This is a genomic window from Clostridioides sp. ES-W-0016-02 (assembly GCF_020641035.1).
Lineage (GTDB): Bacteria > Bacillota > Clostridia > Peptostreptococcales > Peptostreptococcaceae > Clostridioides.
Genome location: NZ_CP061361.1, coordinates 691,524 through 714,900, shown reverse-complemented (window position 1 = coordinate 714,900; position 23,377 = coordinate 691,524). Strand labels below are relative to the sequence as shown.

28 protein-coding genes are annotated in these 23,377 nt (G+C 27.2%); 10 read left to right on the top strand and 18 right to left on the bottom strand.

What is annotated here, in order from left to right:
• Positions 1-76 precede the first annotated feature (76 nt).
• The 12 genes from helD to IC758_RS03665 form a co-directional block, all read right to left on the bottom strand.
• A complete protein-coding gene (gene helD / locus IC758_RS03720; protein ID WP_227860768.1) occupies positions 77-2,320 on the bottom strand; it encodes an RNA polymerase recycling motor HelD in 2,244 nt (747 codons plus the stop codon).
• A 129-nt stretch (positions 2,321-2,449) separates the two neighbouring features.
• Positions 2,450-3,259: a MarR family winged helix-turn-helix transcriptional regulator gene (locus tag IC758_RS03715; RefSeq protein WP_227860767.1), complete on the bottom strand. Its 810-nt coding sequence runs from the start codon at positions 3,257-3,259 to the stop codon at positions 2,450-2,452.
• A 226-nt stretch (positions 3,260-3,485) separates the two neighbouring features.
• The gene (locus tag IC758_RS03710; protein WP_227845522.1) at positions 3,486-4,172 is read right to left on the bottom strand and encodes a DUF2461 domain-containing protein; all 687 of its coding nucleotides are present in this window, start codon (positions 4,170-4,172) and stop codon (positions 3,486-3,488) included.
• Between the two features lie 198 nt (positions 4,173-4,370).
• A complete protein-coding gene (locus tag IC758_RS03705; protein WP_227824696.1) occupies positions 4,371-5,237 on the bottom strand; it encodes an RNA polymerase sigma factor in 867 nt (288 codons plus the stop codon).
• A 263-nt stretch (positions 5,238-5,500) separates the two neighbouring features.
• Positions 5,501-6,208 (bottom strand): SAM-dependent methyltransferase, encoded by a 708-nt coding sequence (locus IC758_RS03700; protein ID WP_227433502.1) that lies wholly within the window; start codon positions 6,206-6,208, stop codon positions 5,501-5,503.
• Positions 6,209-6,696: 488 nt separating this feature from the next.
• Positions 6,697-7,035 (bottom strand): Nif3-like dinuclear metal center hexameric protein, encoded by a 339-nt coding sequence (locus IC758_RS03695; protein ID WP_227860766.1) that lies wholly within the window; start codon positions 7,033-7,035, stop codon positions 6,697-6,699.
• Complete coding sequence (locus IC758_RS03690; RefSeq protein WP_227860765.1) at positions 7,007-7,555, bottom strand: Nif3-like dinuclear metal center hexameric protein; 549 nt, start codon at positions 7,553-7,555, stop codon at positions 7,007-7,009. The genes IC758_RS03695 and IC758_RS03690 overlap by 29 nt, the downstream gene beginning before the upstream one ends.
• A 213-nt stretch (positions 7,556-7,768) precedes the next feature.
• Positions 7,769-8,212, bottom strand: a complete 444-nt coding sequence (locus IC758_RS03685) for a DUF3788 family protein (RefSeq protein WP_227860764.1) — start codon at positions 8,210-8,212, stop codon at positions 7,769-7,771.
• 52 nt (positions 8,213-8,264) lie between these two features.
• Positions 8,265-8,732, bottom strand: coding sequence for a VOC family protein (locus IC758_RS03680; protein ID WP_227834752.1), 468 nt, complete (start codon positions 8,730-8,732; stop codon positions 8,265-8,267).
• Between the two features lie 531 nt (positions 8,733-9,263).
• Positions 9,264-9,635 carry a BlaI/MecI/CopY family transcriptional regulator gene (locus IC758_RS03675; RefSeq protein WP_227433507.1) on the bottom strand — a complete coding sequence of 124 codons (372 nt, stop codon included), beginning with the start codon at positions 9,633-9,635 and terminating at the stop codon, positions 9,264-9,266.
• 959 nt (positions 9,636-10,594) lie between these two features.
• A complete protein-coding gene (locus tag IC758_RS03670; protein WP_227845518.1) occupies positions 10,595-12,001 on the bottom strand; it encodes a sensor histidine kinase in 1,407 nt (468 codons plus the stop codon).
• Between the two features lie 39 nt (positions 12,002-12,040).
• Positions 12,041-12,748 carry a response regulator transcription factor gene (locus tag IC758_RS03665; protein WP_227824693.1) on the bottom strand — a complete coding sequence of 236 codons (708 nt, stop codon included), beginning with the start codon at positions 12,746-12,748 and terminating at the stop codon, positions 12,041-12,043.
• 193 nt (positions 12,749-12,941) lie between these two features.
• On the opposite strand from IC758_RS03665, the gene IC758_RS03660 reads away from it, so the two are divergent.
• From IC758_RS03660 to IC758_RS03620, 9 genes are all read left to right on the top strand, one after another.
• On the top strand, positions 12,942-13,856 hold the full coding sequence (locus tag IC758_RS03660) for an ABC transporter ATP-binding protein (protein WP_227433510.1): 915 nt from the start codon (positions 12,942-12,944) through the stop codon (positions 13,854-13,856).
• Entirely contained in the window at positions 13,856-14,617 is a 762-nt protein-coding gene (locus tag IC758_RS03655; protein ID WP_227433511.1) for an ABC transporter permease, read from the top strand. Before IC758_RS03660 ends, IC758_RS03655 begins: the two co-directional genes overlap by 1 nt.
• 11 nt (positions 14,618-14,628) lie before the next feature.
• Positions 14,629-15,366: an ABC transporter permease gene (locus IC758_RS03650; protein WP_227860763.1), complete on the top strand. Its 738-nt coding sequence runs from the start codon at positions 14,629-14,631 to the stop codon at positions 15,364-15,366.
• A 182-nt stretch (positions 15,367-15,548) separates the two neighbouring features.
• Positions 15,549-15,719 (top strand): hypothetical protein, encoded by a 171-nt coding sequence (locus tag IC758_RS03645; RefSeq protein WP_227835887.1) that lies wholly within the window; start codon positions 15,549-15,551, stop codon positions 15,717-15,719.
• A 239-nt stretch (positions 15,720-15,958) separates the two neighbouring features.
• Positions 15,959-16,411: a GNAT family N-acetyltransferase gene (locus tag IC758_RS03640; RefSeq protein ID WP_255630951.1), complete on the top strand. Its 453-nt coding sequence runs from the start codon at positions 15,959-15,961 to the stop codon at positions 16,409-16,411.
• Between the two features lie 192 nt (positions 16,412-16,603).
• Positions 16,604-17,320, top strand: coding sequence for a hypothetical protein (locus IC758_RS03635; protein WP_227860762.1), 717 nt, complete (start codon positions 16,604-16,606; stop codon positions 17,318-17,320).
• A gap of 117 nt (positions 17,321-17,437) precedes the next feature.
• Complete coding sequence (locus tag IC758_RS03630) at positions 17,438-17,953, top strand: GNAT family N-acetyltransferase (protein ID WP_413927700.1); 516 nt, start codon at positions 17,438-17,440, stop codon at positions 17,951-17,953.
• Positions 17,954-18,008: 55 nt separating this feature from the next.
• A complete protein-coding gene (locus tag IC758_RS03625) occupies positions 18,009-18,266 on the top strand; it encodes a TfoX/Sxy family protein (protein ID WP_227433515.1) in 258 nt (85 codons plus the stop codon).
• A gap of 15 nt (positions 18,267-18,281) precedes the next feature.
• Positions 18,282-18,566: a DUF3795 domain-containing protein gene (locus tag IC758_RS03620; protein WP_227831318.1), complete on the top strand. Its 285-nt coding sequence runs from the start codon at positions 18,282-18,284 to the stop codon at positions 18,564-18,566.
• Between the two features lie 168 nt (positions 18,567-18,734).
• On the opposite strand, the gene IC758_RS03615 is transcribed toward IC758_RS03620, so the two are convergent.
• Positions 18,735-18,980 carry a helix-hairpin-helix domain-containing protein gene (locus tag IC758_RS03615; RefSeq protein ID WP_227433517.1) on the bottom strand — a complete coding sequence of 82 codons (246 nt, stop codon included), beginning with the start codon at positions 18,978-18,980 and terminating at the stop codon, positions 18,735-18,737.
• A gap of 462 nt (positions 18,981-19,442) precedes the next feature.
• Between IC758_RS03615 and IC758_RS03610 the strand changes: the two genes are divergently transcribed.
• Entirely contained in the window at positions 19,443-20,273 is an 831-nt protein-coding gene (locus IC758_RS03610; protein ID WP_227835886.1) for a MerR family transcriptional regulator, read from the top strand.
• Between the two features lie 71 nt (positions 20,274-20,344).
• Here IC758_RS03610 and IC758_RS03605 read toward each other — a convergent pair whose 3' ends face one another.
• From IC758_RS03605 to IC758_RS03585, 5 genes are read right to left on the bottom strand one after another with little or no spacing between them, the layout of a single operon-like run.
• Positions 20,345-20,818 carry a cupin domain-containing protein gene (locus tag IC758_RS03605; RefSeq protein WP_227834759.1) on the bottom strand — a complete coding sequence of 158 codons (474 nt, stop codon included), beginning with the start codon at positions 20,816-20,818 and terminating at the stop codon, positions 20,345-20,347.
• A 56-nt stretch (positions 20,819-20,874) separates the two neighbouring features.
• Positions 20,875-21,147 (bottom strand): EutN/CcmL family microcompartment protein, encoded by a 273-nt coding sequence (locus tag IC758_RS03600; RefSeq protein WP_227824686.1) that lies wholly within the window; start codon positions 21,145-21,147, stop codon positions 20,875-20,877.
• Between the two features lie 12 nt (positions 21,148-21,159).
• Positions 21,160-21,861 (bottom strand): TIGR02536 family ethanolamine utilization protein, encoded by a 702-nt coding sequence (locus IC758_RS03595; RefSeq protein WP_227834760.1) that lies wholly within the window; start codon positions 21,859-21,861, stop codon positions 21,160-21,162.
• A gap of 24 nt (positions 21,862-21,885) precedes the next feature.
• Complete coding sequence (gene eutD, locus IC758_RS03590; RefSeq protein ID WP_227834761.1) at positions 21,886-22,512, bottom strand: ethanolamine utilization phosphate acetyltransferase EutD; 627 nt, start codon at positions 22,510-22,512, stop codon at positions 21,886-21,888.
• Positions 22,513-22,525: 13 nt separating this feature from the next.
• Entirely contained in the window at positions 22,526-23,302 is a 777-nt protein-coding gene (locus IC758_RS03585) for a cobalamin adenosyltransferase (RefSeq protein WP_227834762.1), read from the bottom strand.
• Between the last annotated feature and the right edge of the window lie 75 nt (positions 23,303-23,377).

Here is a 23,377-nt window from a genome sequence, read left to right as displayed (position 1 = left end):
TTTCATTATTTTAATATTATTTTAATATTATTTTAATATTGTTTTAATATCGTTTTAATATTACTTTAATCTTACTTTAATATTGTTTTAATAAAGAACTTATCTCATCTAAATAATATATGTTTAGTACATGAAGAGCTCTTGTACAACAAGTATAAAGGAGCAACCTTTCATCTTCATTATTATAATTTTTATTGCTTGCATTATATATAATAACCACATCAAATTCAAGCCCTTTAGATAGGTATGAGGGCATTATTAACACACCACTTATATACTCATCATCATCTTTTGTTATACACTGTACATCAACATCATTCTCTTTTAAGAACTCGTATACTTCTCTAGCTTCACGAACTGTTTTTGTTATGATACCAACAGAGTTATAATTTTTCTTTTTATAACTTTTTATATCTTCAATAAGTTTTTTATTCAGTTGATTTTTATCTTTAAAACCGATTATCTTAGGCTCATCACCATGTCTTTCAACATATTCATCATTTATATATTCAGTAAGAAGTTTTCTTGAAAATCTAGTAATTTCCATTGTTGAACGATAGGTTTTACTTAGATTTATTATACAAGTATCATTCTTTAATATATCATGAATATTATTGTAATCTCCAATATTCATAAATGGATTGATTGATTGGTTGATATCTCCTAATATAGTCATATTTGCAGAATTAAAGAGTTTATAAAATATTTCATATTGTAATGGACTGTAATCCTGTGCTTCATCTATGATTACATATTTAATTTGTGATGTATTTGGGATACCTCCAAGAACCCCTTTTAAATATAAAAGAGCAACTTGGTCCTCATAATAAAGGCTCTTTACACTCAAATTATCCATTGTATAAGTTCTTATATTATCTATAAGATTTTTATCATACTCAATATTCGTTTTATCTAAAAACAGCTCCAAATTCTCAAATAGATTTTTATAAGTGTCTATCAAGTCTAGCTCTGTCATTTTTAAAACTTTAGAATAGATTTCTTTCAAATTTTCTTTTACAATAAGAGTACTTTTTTCTATCATTTCTTCTTTTTCTATATAATCTCCAGATTCTTCAAGTTCTTTAAATATTTCATCAACCCAAATTTTTTCATATGGTTCAATTAGAAACATTATTCTTGATTTTATCTTTTCTAATCTTCTCTTGATTGGTAGATTTGAATAATCATTGGAAAACAAATCTTGCAAATCCTTAGATGAAATTATCAACTTGCCTCTCACAATAATATCTTCAAAGCATCTATCCTCTGTCTCTAGATGAGTTATATATTTTTTTAATATATCCACAAACTCTGAAGATGTTTTAAATTCTATATTTTCTATCCTATCTCTATATGTTATTTTTTGATTATTATCAAATATATACTCCATCATTTCTGATGGACTTTCTTTTTTAAAATCATTTCCTAATTCTTGATGCATATAGTCTTTAAATGTGGTCTGGCAAATATTATCTTCACCAAGTTGTGGTAATACATTTGATATATAATCGTTAAATATGTTATTTGGAGAAAATATTATTATATTTTTAGATGTTATTTTATCTTTATGTCTATATAGTAAATATGCAATTCTATGAAGTGCTATAGATGTTTTTCCACTTCCAGCGGCCCCTTGTACAATTAAGTTTTTATAATTTTCATTACGAATCACTTGATTCTGCTCTCTTTGAATAGTTGTAACTATAGTTTTCATTTTCTCATCAGAGTTTTTGCCTAAAAGTTCTTGTAAGACATCATCATCAATATTTAGATTGCTGTCAAACATATACTCAATTTTTCTATCTTTTATTTTATATTGTCTTTTCTTAGTTATTTCTCCAGAGATTAATCCTTCTGGGCAATCATAACTTGCTTGTCCAATCTCATAGTCGTAAAACATACTTGAAATAGGAGCTCGCCAATCATATACAAGAAAATCATAATCATCATCAATGAGATTTGATAGCCCAATATAACACTTTTGAGTATCAACTTCATTATCTTCAGTAAAGTCAATTCGTCCGAAATAAGGAGATTCAATCATTTTTTCGTATTTATCTTTGAGCTTTTCAGTAAATTCATGGCTCCTTTTTTGATGCTTCATAACATCCATAAATGACATAAACTCAGAAAGTTGTTCTAATCCATTTTCAATAGAAATAGCCCCCAAATCACTCCATAATTCCCTTTGAGTTTCTATAGCATCTTTTTTTAGTTTATCCTTTTCTCTACGTTTTTCCTCAAGCTGTTTGTTAGCTTCTTTAAGAACTTTTTGGAGCCATTCATTTTCAAGATTCAATTCAAAATCATTTAGATTCATATTATAATCCTCCTCAATTGAAATTAACGTTTAATCCGCTATATCAATTATATAGAAATGAGGATATATTCATAGTCTTAAAAAAACTTTTTATTTATGATATAATTATAGTGGGAAGATAGATAGTTTCTAATCTTCATTAACATCCTTTTCGCTATACTTTTCATCCTTAGATACATTCTGCTCATCAAATTTCTTATTCTTGAAAAACTCTGGATGTTCTTTTGCTATCTGTTCAAAAAATCCTGGATGCTGTTTCGTCATTTGTTCAAAGAATTCTTCTCTATTAAAAAAAGCTTGAAATGCTTCCATATGTGGATTGTAAAACTCTTTTTCTTCTTGAGAACTTGGATGTGGTTCCTCATGTGGATTTGGATGTGAACCCATATGCCCCATTCCAAAACCTTCTCTTCCATTAAAACTTAAGCGTTGACCAGGATATGGTCTTGAGTGTGCTCCCATATGCGCCCCATCAAAATTAATATTATCATCATTTTTTATAGTTCTCTCCAACTCATTAGTAATCTTAGTAAGAATATCACTTAGAATACTTTTTTCTTCTTTTTCTAAAATATCGAATATTTTATTAGTTGGGTCTTCTTCCTGCTCAATTTTATTAATTTCATCCATACCCTTTGATGTCAGTCTTACTACCATTACTCTACGGTCTTTTTCTGAAGGTGTACGAGTAATAAATCCTTGATTTTCTAGTTTTGAAAGCAACTCGCCTAAAGATTGAGGTCTCATATCAAGCAAATAAGATAGTTCTTTTTGAGTAATTTCTGGTTTTATTTTTAGCATAGATAATACTCTTCCTTGACCTCTATGCGTTCCTCTAAAAAAACCATGTGATTTATGATTTTGAAGGTGAAATTTATGTAGTAACGATTGTACTTTAAAAAATTGCTCTAATAAATTTTCATCTTGAGTTTCATTCATGATTTTTACCTCCTAAATTAATTATTAATTTTGTAATCATACATTTTACTAATTATATGATTTTTTTCGAATAAGTCCTTTAAAAAGGTACCTTACTTGTATTGAGTATAAGAGCAACCCTTCGATTTGTCAAATATTTTAACACTTTATTACACTTTAACTGTACTATATTTTAAACTTTTACTAATATTATGCCCCGATTATACTCTACTCATATTTCTTATGTTTAAGCTTTTCTCTCAGGCATTTTGTAGCCTTCTAAAGCTTTATTAATATAATCATTAAAAGGTTTCATAAGTAAGAATTTATCAGTAACCATTTTACAAAATTCATATAAATTGTCTAAGTCACTATCCTGTAAGTGATATTCAATATACCAGCTTTTGTGTTTTAAATACTCTCCTTTAGTAAAATCTTTTGGATATCCTCTTGGAATATTTTTTAGTTTTTCGCCATCTAAAGTAAAATTCTCTGAAAATTTATGATTATACAAAATAGATTCTAATTCAACTGAATGTTTAAGTATATAATCCCTCACTCTTGTTGTTGCATCTGAAAGCTGTGGTGTAAAAAGTCCTGCTCCTAAAAATATATTTTGTGGAGAAATATCTATGTAATACCCTACTGGAATTGGTACTCGTCCAGCAGATGAAATATGTGCTCTAAATGATGGGTTATAAGGTGATTTATCATTACTAAAACGAGTATCTCTATTCAACCTAAATATTAAATCTTTTGCATTTAGATGTGCAATAGATTTATCTTGATAAGCTAAAGTATTAATTATATCTTGTACCAACTGTTCAAATTGCAATGTAGCTTCTTTTTTCCATTCTTTGTTTTCCATCATCCACTCTCTTGAATTATTGTTTTTCAGTGCATTTAAAAACTCTAATATACAATTTTTTTTCATAATTTTCTCTCCCTTTTATATTAATTTTATTAATATTTTTAAAAATTATTTAAATACTTGATTGATACTCAAATACCATATAGCTATTTTAAAATACTCATTAATTAATTTTTAAAATTACATATCTAAATAACTTCTAATATCCATACTTAATACTTATTAAAGTTTTGCATCATATTTTAAAAACTTTCTAAGTATTTATAAATTTTTAATTATTGAGTAGCAGTCTGACTGTAAAAAATCTATTAGAAATTTTTTTAATTTTTCACTAGAATAATATGATGGAAGTCTTGAAAATACTGTTGAAAAATTTTCAGCTTCCTCCATAGCAGATTTAAATTTAAATATAGTATTATCATCATCTTTTTCTAGACTAGAATACTCCAAGTTTTTAGGATTTATACGGTGATTAACTATTGCATAATTAATACGCTTCTTGCACTGACATACCCCTTTTCCACTTAATCCACAATACTCATCTAAAAATGAGGCCATTTTCTTCCTAATTCGTGATAGCCTCTGTCTATATGCTTCAGAAGATATATCCAAAATATCAGCAGCAACTTTACTATTTAGTTTAAACATTGTACCTAAAATAAAAATGCATCTACTCTCTACATCCAAGCATTGTAACATTACATTTGTACATGAATATTTTAGTTCTTCTTCAATAATAGAAGTTTCAACATTTTGAGATAAATCAGGTATATCTTTTGATTTGCCATTTTTGATATCAGCTCCATAATATTCAAAACTTAAATGCTGTTTAGAAAACATACTTTTTTTATAATTTTGTAAATGATTGTATGCTATTCTAAATACCCATGTAGAAAAAGAACTTTCTTTTCTAAATGTAGATAGATGAGTAATTACACGTATCATAATTTCTTGACTGGCATCCTCTGCATCCTGTACAGTACCTAACATTCTTAAGGATAAATTAAATACTAAATCCTGTACATCCAATAACAAAATTTCAAGAGATTTTTTGTCTCCTAAAATAGCTCTATCTATCAAATTTTCTATTTCATCTTTTTTTACATTATTTTGTGTACTTTCACTCATAATTTCACCCCCATATTAAATTAGACAATTTAAAAAGTACTTTGTGACATAAAATTTTTATTTTTAGTATATTATTACAAAATAAAAATACCCAATCAACCTAAATAGTCCAATTGGGTATAAATTCTCTAAAAAATCATTTTGTATTTAAATAATTATCTTTGTATTTGAATAATTATTTTTATATTTGAATTTTTATCTAACTCTAATCTTTATCTAATTCAAATCTTTATCAAGCTCTAGTCTTTATCTAACTCCAACTTTTATTTAACTCTAGCTATTAGAGAAATTGTATTAAAATACTTACCATCTTCTACTTCCATCATTTTTTTATCATTTTTTGCATAAGAATTATCGCAGTTTAGCCAATCTTGCCATGCTTCTTCATGACAACTTAAAGCTTCACATTTCTCTAAAATCACAGACTCTGATTCTGACCAAAGCTCATTCCACCATTTAAGAGAATGAAAATTCATGTTATCTTGCCAAAATGGAATAAGTTCATCAGGTATACAATCTACAAAATCTTGTTTTAATCCTGGCATTGCCATTGCAATTATTCCACCCTCTTTTACAAGAGGTGATATGTGATTTTCTAAAAAACCTTCTTTATTTCCAAAGTAGTGATAAGAATGAACACTTATTACTGCATCAAAAAAACCTTCTGCGTAAGGTAATTCATGTGCCTCTGCTTGTATTGGAAATATTTTATTATCTAAATTAAAGTCCTTAAATCTTTCATAATTCTCAGTTGGTTCTATCCACAAATCTGTTGCAAATACAGTTGCATCAAATTCATTTGCTAAAAATATAGAAGATATACCTCTTCCACATCCTAAATCTAAAATACGCATTCCCTTTTCTAATTTTATCTTATTTGTCAGTTCCTCTAGTATTTTTATACAATTAGGTCCCATCATATTTTTCATGAGGAACTCTTTGTCATACTTATTACTTTTCGTAAATACCATTCTATCTTTCCTTTCCTTATAAATTATTATTTATTTAAATTGTTTATATTTTAATGTATATACTAATTAATCTATTTAGTTTAGCGGATATTTGACACTTTACCTTTTATTATACCATTTATTCTCATAAATATAATAATTCTATTATTTTAAAATTAATATTTATAATAATTTAAAATAAATACTTATAAAATATAGTTTATCATAATAATACTATAAAAAAACATCGAAAAATAAGTATTCTATAGTGAAATAGGAAAAATAACCTTGATATATGTTAGCTATAAAATATGAACAAATAAAGAAGCAGATATGAATAGATTTTGGAATATCTAAAAAATCTAACTCCAAGACAATTTTTTTAAATTCTCCAGAGAGTATTACGATACTACATTATAAAGCTAATTAAGATATTATTCTAAAAACAATAAAATAGGCAGTCAGTAAACACAAATTTTTACTGACTGCCTATTTTTGTTTAATATCTATTATAAATCTTCTAAATAATACTTTCCTTCCAAGAATTCTGATTCTAGCCCTAGATTTTTGAAGTAATTAACTAAAGACATACATGCAAATTTTTCTGTAGAATAATGAGTAGCACCTATAACATTAATTAAATTCTCTTTTGCAATTCTATGAAATTCTAATACTGGTTCAAAATGTTTTAAAGGCTTGGTAAATCCAGTAATATATAAATTTATACCAAGCTCATCAACTTCACTTGCTACAAATGGGTAACTTCCTCCCCCTGCTGCAATAGCTACTAAACCATCTTTTAAAACAGAGCTTCCATAATCATATAGTTCCAACTGCTTTTTTAACAAGCTCCTTAATCTCTCCTACTGACTTTAAGGATGTTTTACATATAACTCCTACCTTGATTTTATCATCATATTTGCAGAATGGTTTGACAATTTCAAGACCTAAAGCATTTGCAAAACTAACAGAAGTTGAATAATCACTATAATTGTCTAATGGAGAATGTAATACATAAAAAGAAATTCTACGTTTTTTCATCTCTTCCATATAAGATAGTGGAATATCATGAAATGGAAAACCTTCATCAGATGCTATATACCCCATTGCATGGTGTGAAAAAAGTAATATATCTCTTTCATCTTTATCTATGATTTGCTGAATTATTTCTTTATCTGGAAAAGTAACTGTATATACTTTATTAATGTCTTGAGCATTATCTAATACTAAACCTATGTATTTTTTCTTAAACTCTGGAGTAATAAAATCATTTTCAAAATTCATAAAACTCCAATCATCATCAATATTTTTAATATCAAATTCTAAGTCTAACTTTTTATAAAGTTCTTTTGCTTTAATACTAATCACTCCTTTACAATAATATTTAACTAATATCTATTTATACAAAAGTTCTATAGTATACTTATACTTTAAAAATCAACTATATCTCAAAACACTATAAATATTCACTTATTTTAAAGAATAGTTTATTTTTCTAGTATACATTCTATCTCAATACTCTTGTCTAGAAATATCTTTTCATTTTAATTTACATCATTAATCTTGTCAAATACGATTATTTTATATGATTAGATTTTTTAGAGGCTTTTTCTTAACTTCAATAATCTTTAAAATATCATCAAGCTCTTTCTCATTCTCCACTCTATAATTTATCCATCCTCCACTTCCACAAGGGTATCGCTTATCCCAAAATTCATTTGTCTTTGGCAATAAGTTATCCAGTATATCTAATAGCTTGTCTACATCATTACTTCCAATTTGAATAGTTGCCGTAAAGCAATCTTTCTCAAAAAACACATAAAATAGATGCATTGTTTTATGTGAATACTTATATCCCCAGCCATAATTATTTCCAAAAGGAAATCTTAATTCTTTACGCAAATCATATTTTTTATCTAATAAATTCTCAAGATGCAAAATAAGATTAAAATGTTTTTTGCCAACATACTCAGAAATCTCTTTTTCTGATGGCATGACACTTTTATTCAACATTCTTTCATACAATTTTAATCACCACTTTTGATTTATTTTTAATCTAAAAATACTAGTAACAAAATTATTCACTCCTTTTACATTCCTCTACAAATTCAATTGGATGTTGAATAATCTTAGAAACTTCTTCTACAGAATACCCTTCATCTAAGTATCTTCTGGCTATAACTTCCATAGCTTCTCCTACCTCAATAATATGCTTATCAGGGTCATAAATACGCACTACTCTCTGTTTCCATTCATATTTTAGTGGTTGGTGAACATACTCTACATCTTTATATGATTTAAGTTTTTCAATAAATTTATCAAAATCATCAGCTTCAAAATAAAGTTCCATATTGTGTGATTTTTTCACAACTGTATCTGGATTTAGTCCTGTTAACCATGCGAAATCCTCTTGTATTGCAAATCCTCCACTAAAAGTTATATTTTTCCCTAAATCTAACACAACTTTTTGGTCAAACAATTCTCCATAAAACTTTTTTGACACTTCTACATCATTTACTGCCAATAATGAACATTGATATTTCATAAATATCCCCCCTAATTTTTATTATTATTTTATTGTACCAATTTAAACTTGAAAGCTATATGTCATATTTATAAAAATTATGAAATTATGTATTCTACACAACTACAATCCATATGCAAAAAGCTACCCTAAAATATAGTTATTTAATTGATAACTAAAGGTAGCTTTTTATATTGAATTAATAGAATTGTCCATCATTAATTTACACTCATATTTAATTTTATTTTGGTTCATATTACAATCCACTTATAATTTATAATTTTCAAATACAGATATACTACATATCATAAATATACTGTATATGATTTATGTTTATATTATACAAAATTTTGCTTTAATTTTGCTTTAAGATTGTATTTTTATAATATTTAATTTACATATAATCTATTAAATTACATAAATCACCAATCTAATGTTTTACTTATATTATACAAGCTCACAAAATTTCTAAAAATAAGTTTTCATATTTTTAGATATCATGTTTTATTTTACAAATAGCTACTATTTTTCTTTAATCTTATTTTCTTATTTTTATTTAATACTTCTTAACCACTCTTCAATAAAAAGTATATCTTTTTCACTTATATTATCATCTGCATGAAGTGATAATAATAAGCTTTTTATAGAGGAATCATGAATATTACTAAAAAATTCTCTCGTTTCAACATTCAAGTAGTCCTTTTTATTAATTAAAATCTCATACTGTGTATGTTTATTTACCTTTTTAGAACTTAAAAATCCTTTAACTACTAATCTAGATAAAATAGTTAAAGTTGTCGTTTGCTTCCATTGATATTTTTGCTCCATAGCTAAAATAATATCTTTTGATGTTATTTTGGAATCTACTTTCCATATAAATTTCATTATCTTCAATTCTGATTGTGGCAACTTTTTTATTGGCATAATAAACCTTTGCTACTCAGAATACAGACAAGCAATATTCACAGTAAAACTTTCATCAATTTAATTGATGTTATATTCATTTAAATTACTGTAATTTTATAAGATTTTCTCAATCTTAAATTCTAAAGTTAGCTATTTGTACATAATAAACATGTGTAAATAGTGTCAGAATTACTTTATATTGCTTAAGTTTTATGAAATATCTTGTACTCAGCTATATACTTCTGGATACTTGTCTCAGTAGCTCTCCCTTCTTTTAAATTTTTCTTTCTAGTTTTAAGCATTTATATTTTAGTAATCTTACTTCTTTTAATTTTGACTTATTGCTTCTCTAGCTTTTAAAAAAAGAATCTCTCATTTATGATTTTTTTAATCCAAACCTTTTCCTCAACAGCTCTTTATAGCTCTAATTTAATTCAACATATCTAGACATCTATACTTTATATCACTAAAAATCAGACACCAAAACTCTACTTTAGTAGAGTTTATATGGTCAAAAAATGTCTATTTAAGATGCTCTTTCGCTCTAAATACAAGGTTCTAATAAAATATTCCTCTAATAATTACATAAAAGTTCTTCTAATTAAATCTGCTCTTAAAATCTGGTTATCTTCTTCTCAAAATTAAAAACTACTATATTATAATTCTATTTTAGTAGAATATTTTTGTCAATAATATTTTAAGTATTATTGAAAAATATTAAAAAAAAGGGAACTATTTAAAGAGTTTAACAGTCTTACAATAATTCCAAAATATATTATTCCTATGAAAATTTTGATACCATGAGTAACTTAGCTCTAAGCGCATAAAGCAAAAGTTACTATTTTATTTAATAAAACTTGACAAGAAAAGAATTTATATTTATTCTACTACGATAGAACATTTTTGTCAATAAATAATAAAATTATTTTCAAAATATTTTCATTGTTCACGCTTATTTATTATTTTATCATAAAATTTTACTTTGCTAGTGGTAATTTTAAAGTTATTTTTAGACCATGACAATCATCACTTGTGATATTTAATTTACCTTTATGTGCGTTTATAATACCTGCTACTATTAAAAGACCCAGACCATGATTCTGACCTTTAGCATATGCATCACTCAAATTATATTGATTATTCAATAAATAACTAATTTTATCTTTGCTCATACCTTTTCCATCATCTTCAATAGTTATATAACAAAAATCTAAATCAGACCTTGAAACTACATTTATATTACACCCATGTTGATTGTGAGTTATACTATTTTGTATCAAATTGCTAATAGCTCTTTTTAATAACTTTTTATCTGCATCTATAATAATATCTTCATCCAATATATTAATCTCAATATAAAAGTTATTATCCAAATTATTATTTATAAAATCAGAAACAACCTCTCTCAAGAAAACAGAAACTCTAATTTTACCACAATCCAATGGTTGCATATTGTATTCCAATTTAGAGACTAAGTTAAGGTCGCTTACTAATTCCCTAATCTTAATACCTTGATTACATATAATAGATACTTGCTCATGTTCTCTTTGAGAAAGATTTTTACTTTCCTCAAGCTCTCCAGCATATCCTATTATCATTGAAAGTGGTGTTCTTATATCATGAGATATTCCTGCAATCCAATTAGACCTAGCTTCTTCTCTTTTTCTAAGCTTTGCATTTTTTTCCTGTAATTCTCTAGATACAGAGTTAATAGATTTTGAAATATCACTAAGTATTCCCTTTTCTTGAAGAAATACTGGCTCGCCCTTTGAAATAAGCTTCATCCCTGTAATAATTGGCTTTATAGATTTTACCATTTTTAATCCTATGAACAAAGCTATTAAAAAAGTAATTATTGCATTAAGCAAAAGCATAACTAATATTAACCTTGGAAATTGCTCTATTTCTCTAATGGTATAAGTAAGGTTAAACCTAGTATACTTGTCTTTTGGATATCCTGTAACTAGAAGCCCCTCAGGATGCTCCCATACATACACAGGATAGTCTTTTAAAAAGAATTTTGAAAATTTAGCTACATCCGTTAAAGTATAATGCTTTGGTATTTCTTTGGGTAAATCATACTCCCATATTCTGTCCCCATTATCATCAATTAACATCGCCCAAGCTTGATTTTTATGTAACACATCTTTGCTAGATTCATCCAAAACAAATTTACCATCTTTTGAGGTTAACTTTTCTTCAAGCATCATTAAATTTGCTTTAGTCTCTCTGCTAGTGCTTATATCCGATTCTCCCAAGTATGGATATATAAAGGTTACGTATGAAAATATCAAAAATCCTGTTATGTTTAAGATAATTAGAAATAATGAAATCAAGATGCTTGAACCTATAAATCGCCTCAATATATATTTTACACTATCCAAAGTTAAATCACTCCTCTTGAAATCTTCCTATGGCATAAATCAATTAACAATTAATTTATATCCAAGCCCTCTTACTGTAAGAAGATGCTTAGGAGAAGATGGTGCTTCCTCTATCTTTTCTCTAACTCTCCTAACATGTACCATAAGAGTATTTTCATACCCATACATGTCATCTCCCCATATAGCTTGACATAGTGCATCACTAGTAACAATTCGCCCTTTATTTTCATACAACTTTAAAAGCAGGGAATGTTCTTTAGCAGTTAAAGATATTTCTTGTCCATCTTTTTTTACACATGCAGTATTTAAATTTACGACAACAAAATCTCCTAGTTTAAATACTGGCAACTCCTCTTCCTTCATAGGAATATATACACGATTTAGTATACCTATTAACCTTAAAGTAAGTTCTTTAGGTAAAAATGGCTTTACTATATAATCATCAGCTCCTAAACCCAAACCAATCAATCTATCTTCATCCTCTCCTCTTGCAGAAAGAAAAATAACTGGTATCTTAGACGTCTCTCTAATTTTTCTCATAATAGAAAATCCATCTCCATCTGGCAATACTACATCTAAAATTGCACAGTCTGGTTTTATATTTTTAAATACTTTCACAGCTTCTTCATAACTAGAGGCTAGAAAAATTCTATTAAATCCATCTTTTCTTAAGATTTCATCTATCATTTTTAATAATTCTTTATGGTCATCAACCACAAGTATTTTTTTATCCTTTATTGTTTCCATAATTATCACCCTCCATAAGTATATCATATACCCATTTTTATAACTTTACCCCAATAGACTATTTAAGGTTATCGTAAGGTAAACTTCAGCTATCTGAAATGTAAGTACTTTATTGTATTAATATAAGCTACAAACACTACTATATGTAAGTCATAAAAATTCATACTAAATTATAGAAAAGAGGATAAAACATATGGAAATGATAGTTAAAACAAACAGACTTTCAAAAGAATACAATAAAATATTTAGAGTAAAAGACTTAGACCTTAGAGTACCAAAAGGAGCTGTATATGGCTTTTTAGGCCCTAATGGTGCTGGTAAATCTACTACTCTTAAAATGCTACTTGGACTTGCAAAACCTACACAAGGAAATATTAGTATTTTAGGTAAAGAGTTAAATGATAAAAACAGAATATCAATTTTAAATGATATTGGCTCATTGATAGAATCTCCATCATATTATGGACACTTGACAGGGCTTGAAAATATGACTATTATGCAAAGACTATTAGATTTACCTAAAAAAAATATACATGAAGCCTTAAAAATAGTAAGACTAGAAAATCAGAAAAATAAGAAGGTCAGTCAATATTCACTAGGTATGAAACAACGCCTTGGCATTGCCATGGCAATAATGAAGTTTCCAAAACTATTGATACTTGATGAACCTACAAATGGACTTGACCCAGCTGGAATTGAAGAAATTAGAGAACTAATAAAATCTCTTCCAGAAAAATATGGCATGACAGTTCTTATTTCTAGTCATCTTCTAAGTGAAATTGACCAAATCGCCACATCAATAGGAATAATAAATCATGGTGAACTTGTTTTTCAAGATAGTATAAAAGAACTTCATGATAAAGGTCAAAGTCATATTGCTATTAAAACACAAAATCCAATATCTGCTCAAAAACTTTTAAATACACAAGGATATATGTCACTTATACAAGATGGATATTTAACTATTGAAAATTTAAAAGATACAGATGTAGCTAAAATAAATAACATACTTGTACATTCAAATATGGATGTATTTAGAATAGAAGAACATAAAAAGAGCTTAGAGGATATATTCCTTGAACTTACTGGCAAGGCGGTGACTTTATAATGAAATATCTTAGTTTAGAATTTTATAAAATTAAAAGAAAGAAAATTATTTTGATGACATTTTTATTTGTAGCTGTTGAAATAATATGGTGTATCATGAATTCAAGTAGAGCTCTTACAAAGAATCCAGACATGCTAAGTGGATTTGAATATTCATACATGATTATGAGTTTTACAAGTTTAAATGGATTATTTTTTCCTATCTTAATATCAATAATTACTTCCCGAATAAGCGATATAGAGCATAAAGGAGATACATGGAAACTTTTAAAGTCTTCTGCTACACCCTTAAATAGTATTTATTTTTCTAAATTTTTATGCTCTACTATTTTGATATCATTATCTATACTTATACAAATATTGGCTATTTTAGGTTTTGCATCTTTTAAGGACTTTATCGAACCATTTTCTATGTCCTTAATTATCAAATATACCTTAGGTACGATACTAGTTAGTATAGCTATAATAGCACTGCACCAATGGGTTGCAACTGTATTCCAAAATCAAATGCTTGCTGTTACACTTGGTATGTTAGGTAGCTTTATAGGTTTAACATCAGGACTATTTTTTCAAGGTATTCGTAGATTATTTATATGGTCTTATTACATAGAATTAACGCCTCTAAATTATGCTTATGACACTGCCCTTGGTTCATCAGTTTACAAAGTAAATATGAATTTTTCAATGACTGTTTTAATCTTCTTTGTTGGAATGTTAATTTATTATATTGGAAAAAATCATTTATTAAAAAAGGAAATATAGGAGGGATTTAAATGTTAAGAAAATCAGTTTTGGGAGAAATCCTAAAGTTAAAAAATTCTTTTATATGGTATATATTATTGGCTTTACCACTTCTAAGTGTGCTAATTGGTACTGGAAACTTTTATCTAAATCAAGATATCCTTAAGAAAGAATGGTATAGCTTGTGGACTCAAGTTAGTCTATTTTATGGTGAGTTTTTCTTTCCTATATTAATAGCAATCTTTTGTGCCTATGTTTGCAGACTTGAACATATGAATCATAATTGGAATAATGTAATGACACTTCCAATCAATTTAAAAAACATTTTTTTATCTAAACTTATAGTTATTTCAATACTTACGGCTATCACTAAAATTGCTTTCGTTATTTTTTACATAGTTGCTGGAAATATGATTGGATTTTCCCAAAGTGTACCTAATGAACTCACTGGCTGGATTGTTAAGGGTTGGATTATTTCCATTTCAATAGCTTCTATACAACTATACCTATCTATAAAGATTAGAAGTTTTGCTACTCCTATTGGTATCAGTCTTTGCCTTTCTCTATTTGGAATGGGCTTACTAATAGCACAACCTTCTATTGGTATATTTTTCCCATACTCTATGTTAGGAAGTGCTATGGGTATTATAAAACAATCTGCTTTAAACGTTAATGATACTATAGTTACAATATGTGTTGCATTTGCCACTACTATAATATTTTCTGAAATCGCTAAGAGAAACTTTAGAAAAAATGATGTTATATCTTAGCCTTACAATAAAATTATATATGACAAGATGGTGTCATCCTATTGTATTATAATAAATCAAGGATATACGATAAATAATTCAAATCACCTCTTGACCATCTAATCAATAAAAAAGACTTTCATGATGTAGTATGGTAAAATATAAAAAAGCTTGCCTATATTTTATGAGGAGGAAATATAACTATGCTTACATTTAGTGGAATAATCTTTTTATTAATACTAATACTCATAGCAGGTATACTTGTAGGTGTTATTAAAAAAAATAAACCAATATTAGTTACATCCTTAGTTACTTTATTAATTCTACTTACTACTATAATCATAATTTGGAATTCTATTCCAGATACATGGTAGTAAGATTATATAAAAATCACAACCGATAAAGTTGTAATCAACGAGTTATTATATTGGATGTTCTTTAATCTATAAACTTCTACTTTATATAGTATTACATAAATTTTTAAATATTAAAGTCAAGGAAAGCATTATACAGTTTCCGCATTATGTTAGCAAAGTATACAATTAGAAATTAGAATTGGTGAGGTGAATGAGTAATTTATTCATTACGAAAATTAGAAGAAAAAGATATTGAGATGGTTAAATCATGGTTATATCAAGAATATATTGTAAAATGGTTTGGGGATGCTTCTGATTGGTTAAATGAAATAAAAGGTAGAAATAATGAATATAACTTTATACATCATTTCATTGTTGAATCTGAACACAAAGCTATTGGTTTTTGCCAATATTATAATTATAATCAAAGTCCCCTTGAGGATTCAGAAATTCCACAACCCAATGGAACGTATGGTATTGACTATCTAATTGGTGAAAAGAATCTGTTGGGAAAAGGCATTGGAAAGCAGTTGGTAAAATTGATTTCTGACAAAGTTATTGAAGAAAATAAAAACGTCGTTCGTATTGTAGCTGACCCAATAATCGAGGAAACAAGAACGAATGTAGCATCTATAAAAGTTTTAGAAGCAAATCAATTTTGTTATGATGAAAAATCTAATCTATATAAAAAAGATATAAAAGATATATAAGTAAATTTAATTTTGTTCAATTGATATCTGTTTAAATAGCTTAATATTTACATATCAATATTGGTATTTAATTATCGATAATATTTATATAACTGAATATTTACACATTAATATTAATGTATAACTATCTATACATGTACTAAATCTTGATACTTCTATTTAAAGATTTTTGATATAATTTGGAGGCAATAAATGAACACTATAGATTATGAAGATAGCAAAATAACAGAACTTTGGAATGAATATGCAAATACAAGAAATACAGGATTAAAGAAATTAGCAAACAAAAAACTAGACTTTTTAATCGACTACATATTAAAATTACCTGAAAATAAACAAAAGCATTTTGTTACATATATTTGTAAGGAGCGTTTTGATAAAAACAACATAAAAGAATTTCAACAACCTTTAGTGGTCAAATTAATTTTTCCAATAGTTGAAAAAGCTGTTTTAAATAAAGAAATGCCTTTTCTTAGGTGGGGATATCAATTAAATCTATTTATTTCTTTAAATAAAGAGAATTATGATAAATATAGATACTACTCTTCTGAGGATATGCTAAAAGATGCTTTAAAATTAGATGACACAGATATTAAATCTGTCGAACTATTATTAAATAAATATATAGATGAGTTATGGTTTGCTTCTCATCATATACAAGAAAGTGTAATTCTAAACCCTAAAAAAAATATTAAAGAAGATTTAGAAGAATTAGATAGACTACTTACAAAATATAAAGGAAACCTAGATTATTATGATGAATATTTAAAAGAAAAAACATACTATCAAGAATTATATTACTTATGGTTTCAATATGATGAAAGTAGCAAAAAAATTTCCTTTCCTGAATGGTTAAAAATTAGAGGATATAACTATTCTTGGTGTAATGCATTTTATTATGAAAAGTGATAAAACTATTGATAAGGCTATAGTACACTGCTATTTTCATTTTCTAGAATTAACCTTAATAGAATTAGCTTTAATATAACAGATAAAAAAATTTAATCCACAGGAGTATAAATTAAAATGATAATTAGACAAGAAAAAGCCAGTGACAAAGATAAAGTATATGAAGTCATTAAAGCTGCATTTACAAATGAAGAATCTTCTGACCATGATGAACAAAACCTTGTTAATCGATTAAGAAATAGTACTAGATTTGTTCCAGAACTTTCACTTGTTGCTGAAGATGATGGAGATATAGTTGGGCATATTCTATTTACAGAAATAAAGATTAAAAATGATGTACTACTTGCACTAGCACCAGTAGCAGTTTTTCCAAGTGTCCAAGGCAAAAAAATAGGTTCAAAGTTAATTGAAGAAGGACATAAAATTGCAAAGTCAAAAGGATATAAAGGTTGTGTAGTTTTAGGTCATGACAAATATTATCCTAAGTTTGGCTATCAAGTAGCAAGTAAGTTTAATATAAAAGCTCCATTTGAAGTGCCAGATGAAAATTTTATGGCTATAGAGCTACTAGACAATGGATTGAAAGAAGTGTCTGGTACTGTAGAATATGCAAAGGAATTTTTTGAACAGTAGTTATAAACTATGATTGGTAATTCTATTTAATATTTAAGATATAAGGAGTGATATAATGGGTGAACTTTCTAAATTACCAAATATAGGTCCTGTAGTTGAAGGTCAATTAAACCAAGTTGGAATCACAACCTATGAACAGTTAAAGGAAATAGGTAGCAAGCAGGCATGGTTAAAAATAAAATCTATTGATGCTTCTGCATGTATTAACCGTCTATATTCACTAGAAGGTGCAATTCAAGGCATCAGAAAAAGTCAATTATCTTCAGATGAAAAGGAAGAATTAAAAGAATTTTATAATATATTTAAGTGTTAGAAAAGGAGAGTTTATATGTTTGAATCAAGATGTGGTGTACTCTGTAACAGTTGTGCAAGAAAAGAGAAAGTAAATTGTAAAGGATGTACTCAAATGAAAGGTCCATTTTGGGGTGGTGAATGTAAGGTTAAGACTTGCTGTGAAAGCAAAGAACTTAATCATTGTGGAGAATGTGATACTTTTCCTTGTGATATGCTTTCAAATATGGGGAAAGAGCAAGGTTTTGACCCTACAATAAAGATTGAACAATGCAGAAAATGGCTATCTGAAGAAAAATCTTTAAATGATTCTCTTAATTAATTTAATTCATTGATTGAAATACATATTATGTTAAGATACATATGATGAGTGAGGTATTATAAAGGAGCTAAATAATAGTTTTAATTATTATTCAAAACTGATATTTAACTCTTTTATAATCACTCTTTAGTCTTTTATAATTATTCTTTAATCCTTCATAATTATTCTTTAGTCTTTCCAATACCACCACTTTAGTTTTTCTGGGTCTGGGTTTTCTGTTGATGCAAAATATATTGCACAGCGGTATACATATAGTTGACATCTATCTATATGTTGCCCACTCATTAAGCATTCTTTTTGGTACAACTCTTCTGGATTGGCATCTTTAAGGGATTCAATTGTTGTATATCCCAACATTATTAGGTCTTTTTCAGTTTCCTTTCCTACCCCAGGAATTTTTCTCAATTCTCCCATGTTATACCTTCTTTCTAGGATATGTGTTTTTATATTTTATTGTATATTAAATATTATTTTTATGCTACATCTAATATTGAAATTTCATAGTACTTAATTTATATTTTTTAATATAAATTAATAATGCTGACTAAATCCTACTTTTTTGATATAAAATATTATTATTGTATGCTTTTTAATAAAATAAATTACTTAGTTACAACCTAAGTGATACCAAACACTTCACCTTTCAATTAATATTTACTTTCCCATAAAAATGGTCATAGAAAATCAGTTCTTTATACTTCACTTTTTGCCTATTTTTTGATATTATTATGTTAAGAAAATTAATATAATTTAGTATTATCAAATTAAATTAGTTTACATTTTCCTAAAAAGTTTATTTAAACACCTTATATGACGTCTATTAAAAGCCTATCTTTCCTTTTAAAAATTTTTAGCTTAAAATAGGAGGTAAATATTGTGCATAATAAACTTTTGTCAATTACCCAATTAGCAAAACTTAGAAACCTTACAAGTGAAACACTAAGATATTACGACAGAATAAATCTTATAAAACCTAACTATGTAGACCCTAATACTAAATATAGATATTACTCTATTCTTCAATATGAAGAGTTAGGAACTGTAAAAGAACTAAGACAATTAGGAATGTGTATTAATGATATTACAAGTTATTTTAATGACAGAAATTTCAAAAAATCTATTGAAATTTTTGAAAAATACCAGGAAACACTTCACTCAGAAATCAGAGAAAAAATAGAGCTTGAAAAGGTATTAAATAAAAAGGTTGAATTTTTAAAACAACTAGATTCTCTATCTCCAGTAAATACAATTACAGAACTTACACTTCCAGATAGATATATGATTACCTTTGATAAACCAACTGGTGGACCTCATGAATTAGCTCTTGCTGTAACTGAATTGGAATCTCATTTAAATGAGATTGCTCCAATTGTTGCAAGTGATAGAGTGGGTGCTTATGGTAATGATTTAATTTTAGACGAATCTAAAGATTATATTCCTTTATCTCCATTTATATTCATAGAAGATGATGATATACAGTCCCCTTTAAAAAAACTTGTTCCAGGGGGGTTATATCTTTCTATGTATTATGATGGTGATGAACTTGAAAGATACCATCCATCTTTTGATTTTATAAAAGAGTATATGAGTGAGCACAACCTATGCCTTAATGGCGATATTTATCAAATATTTAAAATAGATGTGACTCTTACTAGTTACTTAAATGAAACGCTTATGGAAATTCAAGTTCCAGTAAAAAAAATATAGTCTATTACATAAAGGCTATGATTGTTAGCTTATCATAGCCTTTTTACTTACTTTTCTCCATAGTCTTTTTATTACTTTTGTGATTCCCAATCTGCTGGGTATGTTACATATATAAACCTAGCATAATTAGGTACTGAAAACTTTATACTACTTCCTTTTGGTATGAGTATTAGCTCCCCTTCAGATGCTGTTATCTTTCTGCCATCGATTAATATGTCTAAAGTTCCTTCTATTATATAGTCTACTTCATCATAATTTAAGGTCCAATCGAAAGTTGTTTCTTTCATTTCCATAATTCCACAACCTAGTCTTGGACTTTCTTCTAAAGTAATTAAATCTTTTGTATAAACTATATCATTTGGATTACCAGTATCTAATCTATTACTTTCATCTACCTTTACTCTTGGTAATTTTATAGAAGTTATTCCACTTATATCTTTGTGTCTATTAAAATCTATATTATTTTTAGAACCATTTAAATTTTCTTCTATTATTTGTCTAACTAAGACTTCCAACATATCTTTGTTTAATGTACTTATATCCATCTCTTATTACCTCCTTAACCTTATATCTCTATATCACCAATACTTTTACTCATTTGTTATTCATCCGCAAATTCAAGAGAATCGACTATACCAACTATAGTTGCATCTATTGGAACACTCTGTCTTTCTATTGAAGTTCTAGCAGCAGAACCTCTAGTTATAAGAACTAAATCTCCATTCCCTGCCCCTGCATTATCTGCTGCTACTAAAAAACCTTCTTTATATGTATCTTTAGCATTTAATAGTTTCACAACTAAGAATTTTTGTCCATTTAACTTTTCATCTTTTCTTGTTGCCCATACATTACCAACTATTTTTCCTATTTCCATAAGTCTCCTCCACTATATTCTTTTTACTGTTATATTATGTATTCTTATAAAATCAATAGCTAATGGAGTTATTATACTATTTTTGCTTACGATAATATCCTTAGTTCCACTTATCATAGGCTTTCTCAAATCAGACTCAGATATAAGCCTTTTTTGTGTCAAATCTATGCTAAAATTATCATCTATTTTTACTTTTTCTTCGTTCAATATTTCTTCATTCAATATTTCTTTATTCAATATTTCTTTATTAAACGTTTCCTCACTTAATGTTATCTCATTTAAATTCTTTATAATCTTTACTCCATACCTACAAATATCCTCTTCATAAGCTCTGTATTTATTGTATAGTGCTTTAGGTGCAGTGTCTTTATAGAGTTTGTATTCTATTCCTTCATCTAACACATATACTTTCTTACCTTTCATAAGCATTTTTAATAGAAATCTTTCTTCATTTGAAAAACTATTTCCTAATGCTAAGTTGCAAATACCCCTCATACAAAGTTTTGATACTATTACTGCATCACAATCTTTTGTAGCACTATCAAACATTTCTATATTAAACTTATCATTTAATAAGTCAAATTTACTTTTATCATTTTCATATAATATAATTACTTTTTTTCTATTTTCATTTTCTATATATCCAGCATTCATAGTATTTATTTTTTTGTAAAGTTCTTCTACTATAATCTCTATAATATTGTTGTAATCCATAAGCTTTCCTTTCTAGATATATAGCTATCTCTTTATTATCCTTGCAATACTTCCTTTTGAATATGCGCATGCATTTGCCTCATCGTAATCTATGTGCATATAAGTTTTAAACTTATCGCTAACCCTAACAACTACATCATCAAATATTAGAGGTCTTTTACCAAATACTTTAACTTCAACTATCTCATTGTCTCCCACATTAAATTTTTTGGCATCTTCTATCGACATGTGTATATGTCTTTTTGCTACCATAAGACCTTTTTGAAGTTCAATCTCTCCTTTTTCTGTAGCTATTTTAATACCTAAGGTATCTTCTAAATCTCCACTTTGCTTTATTGGTGGCTTCAATCCTAATATGGAACCATCTGTTAGTGATATTTCTACTTGTGTTTTCTTTCTACAAGGTCCAAGAACTACAACATTTTTTAATGTACCCTTTGGTCCAATTATTGTAACTCTTTCTTTACAAGCATATTGACCTGGTTGAGATAAATCTTTTAATTTTGTTAATATATATCCTTTACCAAATAATTTTTCTACATCTTCTTCACTTAAATGTACATGTCTTCCTGACGCTTCAACTTCTATAAATACTTCTTTTTTAACTCTACTTACTACTTCTTTTACTATTTCATTTAATAGGTTTTCCATAAACTTCCCCCAACTACTGGTATTGTCCAGTTCTTATTTTATAAATTATAATCCAGAACACTGATGACAATCTATTAAGAGCTTTTATTAAATCTTCTCTCTCAACTTCTCCATATTCACCTTTAAACGCTTCATATGCACAGAGTTCAGCTTCCCTAGTACTAGTTCTTATACTATTTATGAGTACTACTTCTTCACCCATTTTATAAGTTGGAAATTCATGACCTATACCAAAATATTTTTTAGGATTATGAGAATGCTCTCTCAACTCTTTTTCAGATAGACCTAAAAGCTTAAAGCTATCTAATTTTTCTTCTAACACTTCACATCTCATTATTTTCCTTACAAACTCTAATATTTCTTGTAATTCATTTACTAATTTTCCAAGACTCTTTTTGTTGCATAAAACTTGAACTTCTAGTATTTTTGATTCTAACGAGTCTATCTTTCCCCTTAAAATTATCCTTTTATGGTCTTTAAATACTAATATATCTCCATTTAAATGAGTCATATGTTCTGGCTTTTCATTTAACTTAGCTCCAAATACAGTTTTGTACTTATAAGATTCTTCTCTTACTGTTTCTTTTATAGCTTCCTTATTCTTATTCTTATTATTTTTATTATTTTCATTTGAAATATTATCAATATATTTTATTTCAATCTTTTTTTCGGCTAAAAAAGACTTTGCTAAAGGAGTTATAATTTGACCTTTTTCAATGTAATATTCAGTTATATTCCCTTTATTTTCACGCATTTCTTTTCTTATTTGATTTTCTGTTAAAACACTCATCTTATCACATCTCCTATTAGATGTATAAAAGGGGACCCCTCAAAATATATTGACATCCCCTTTTTATCAAATTTA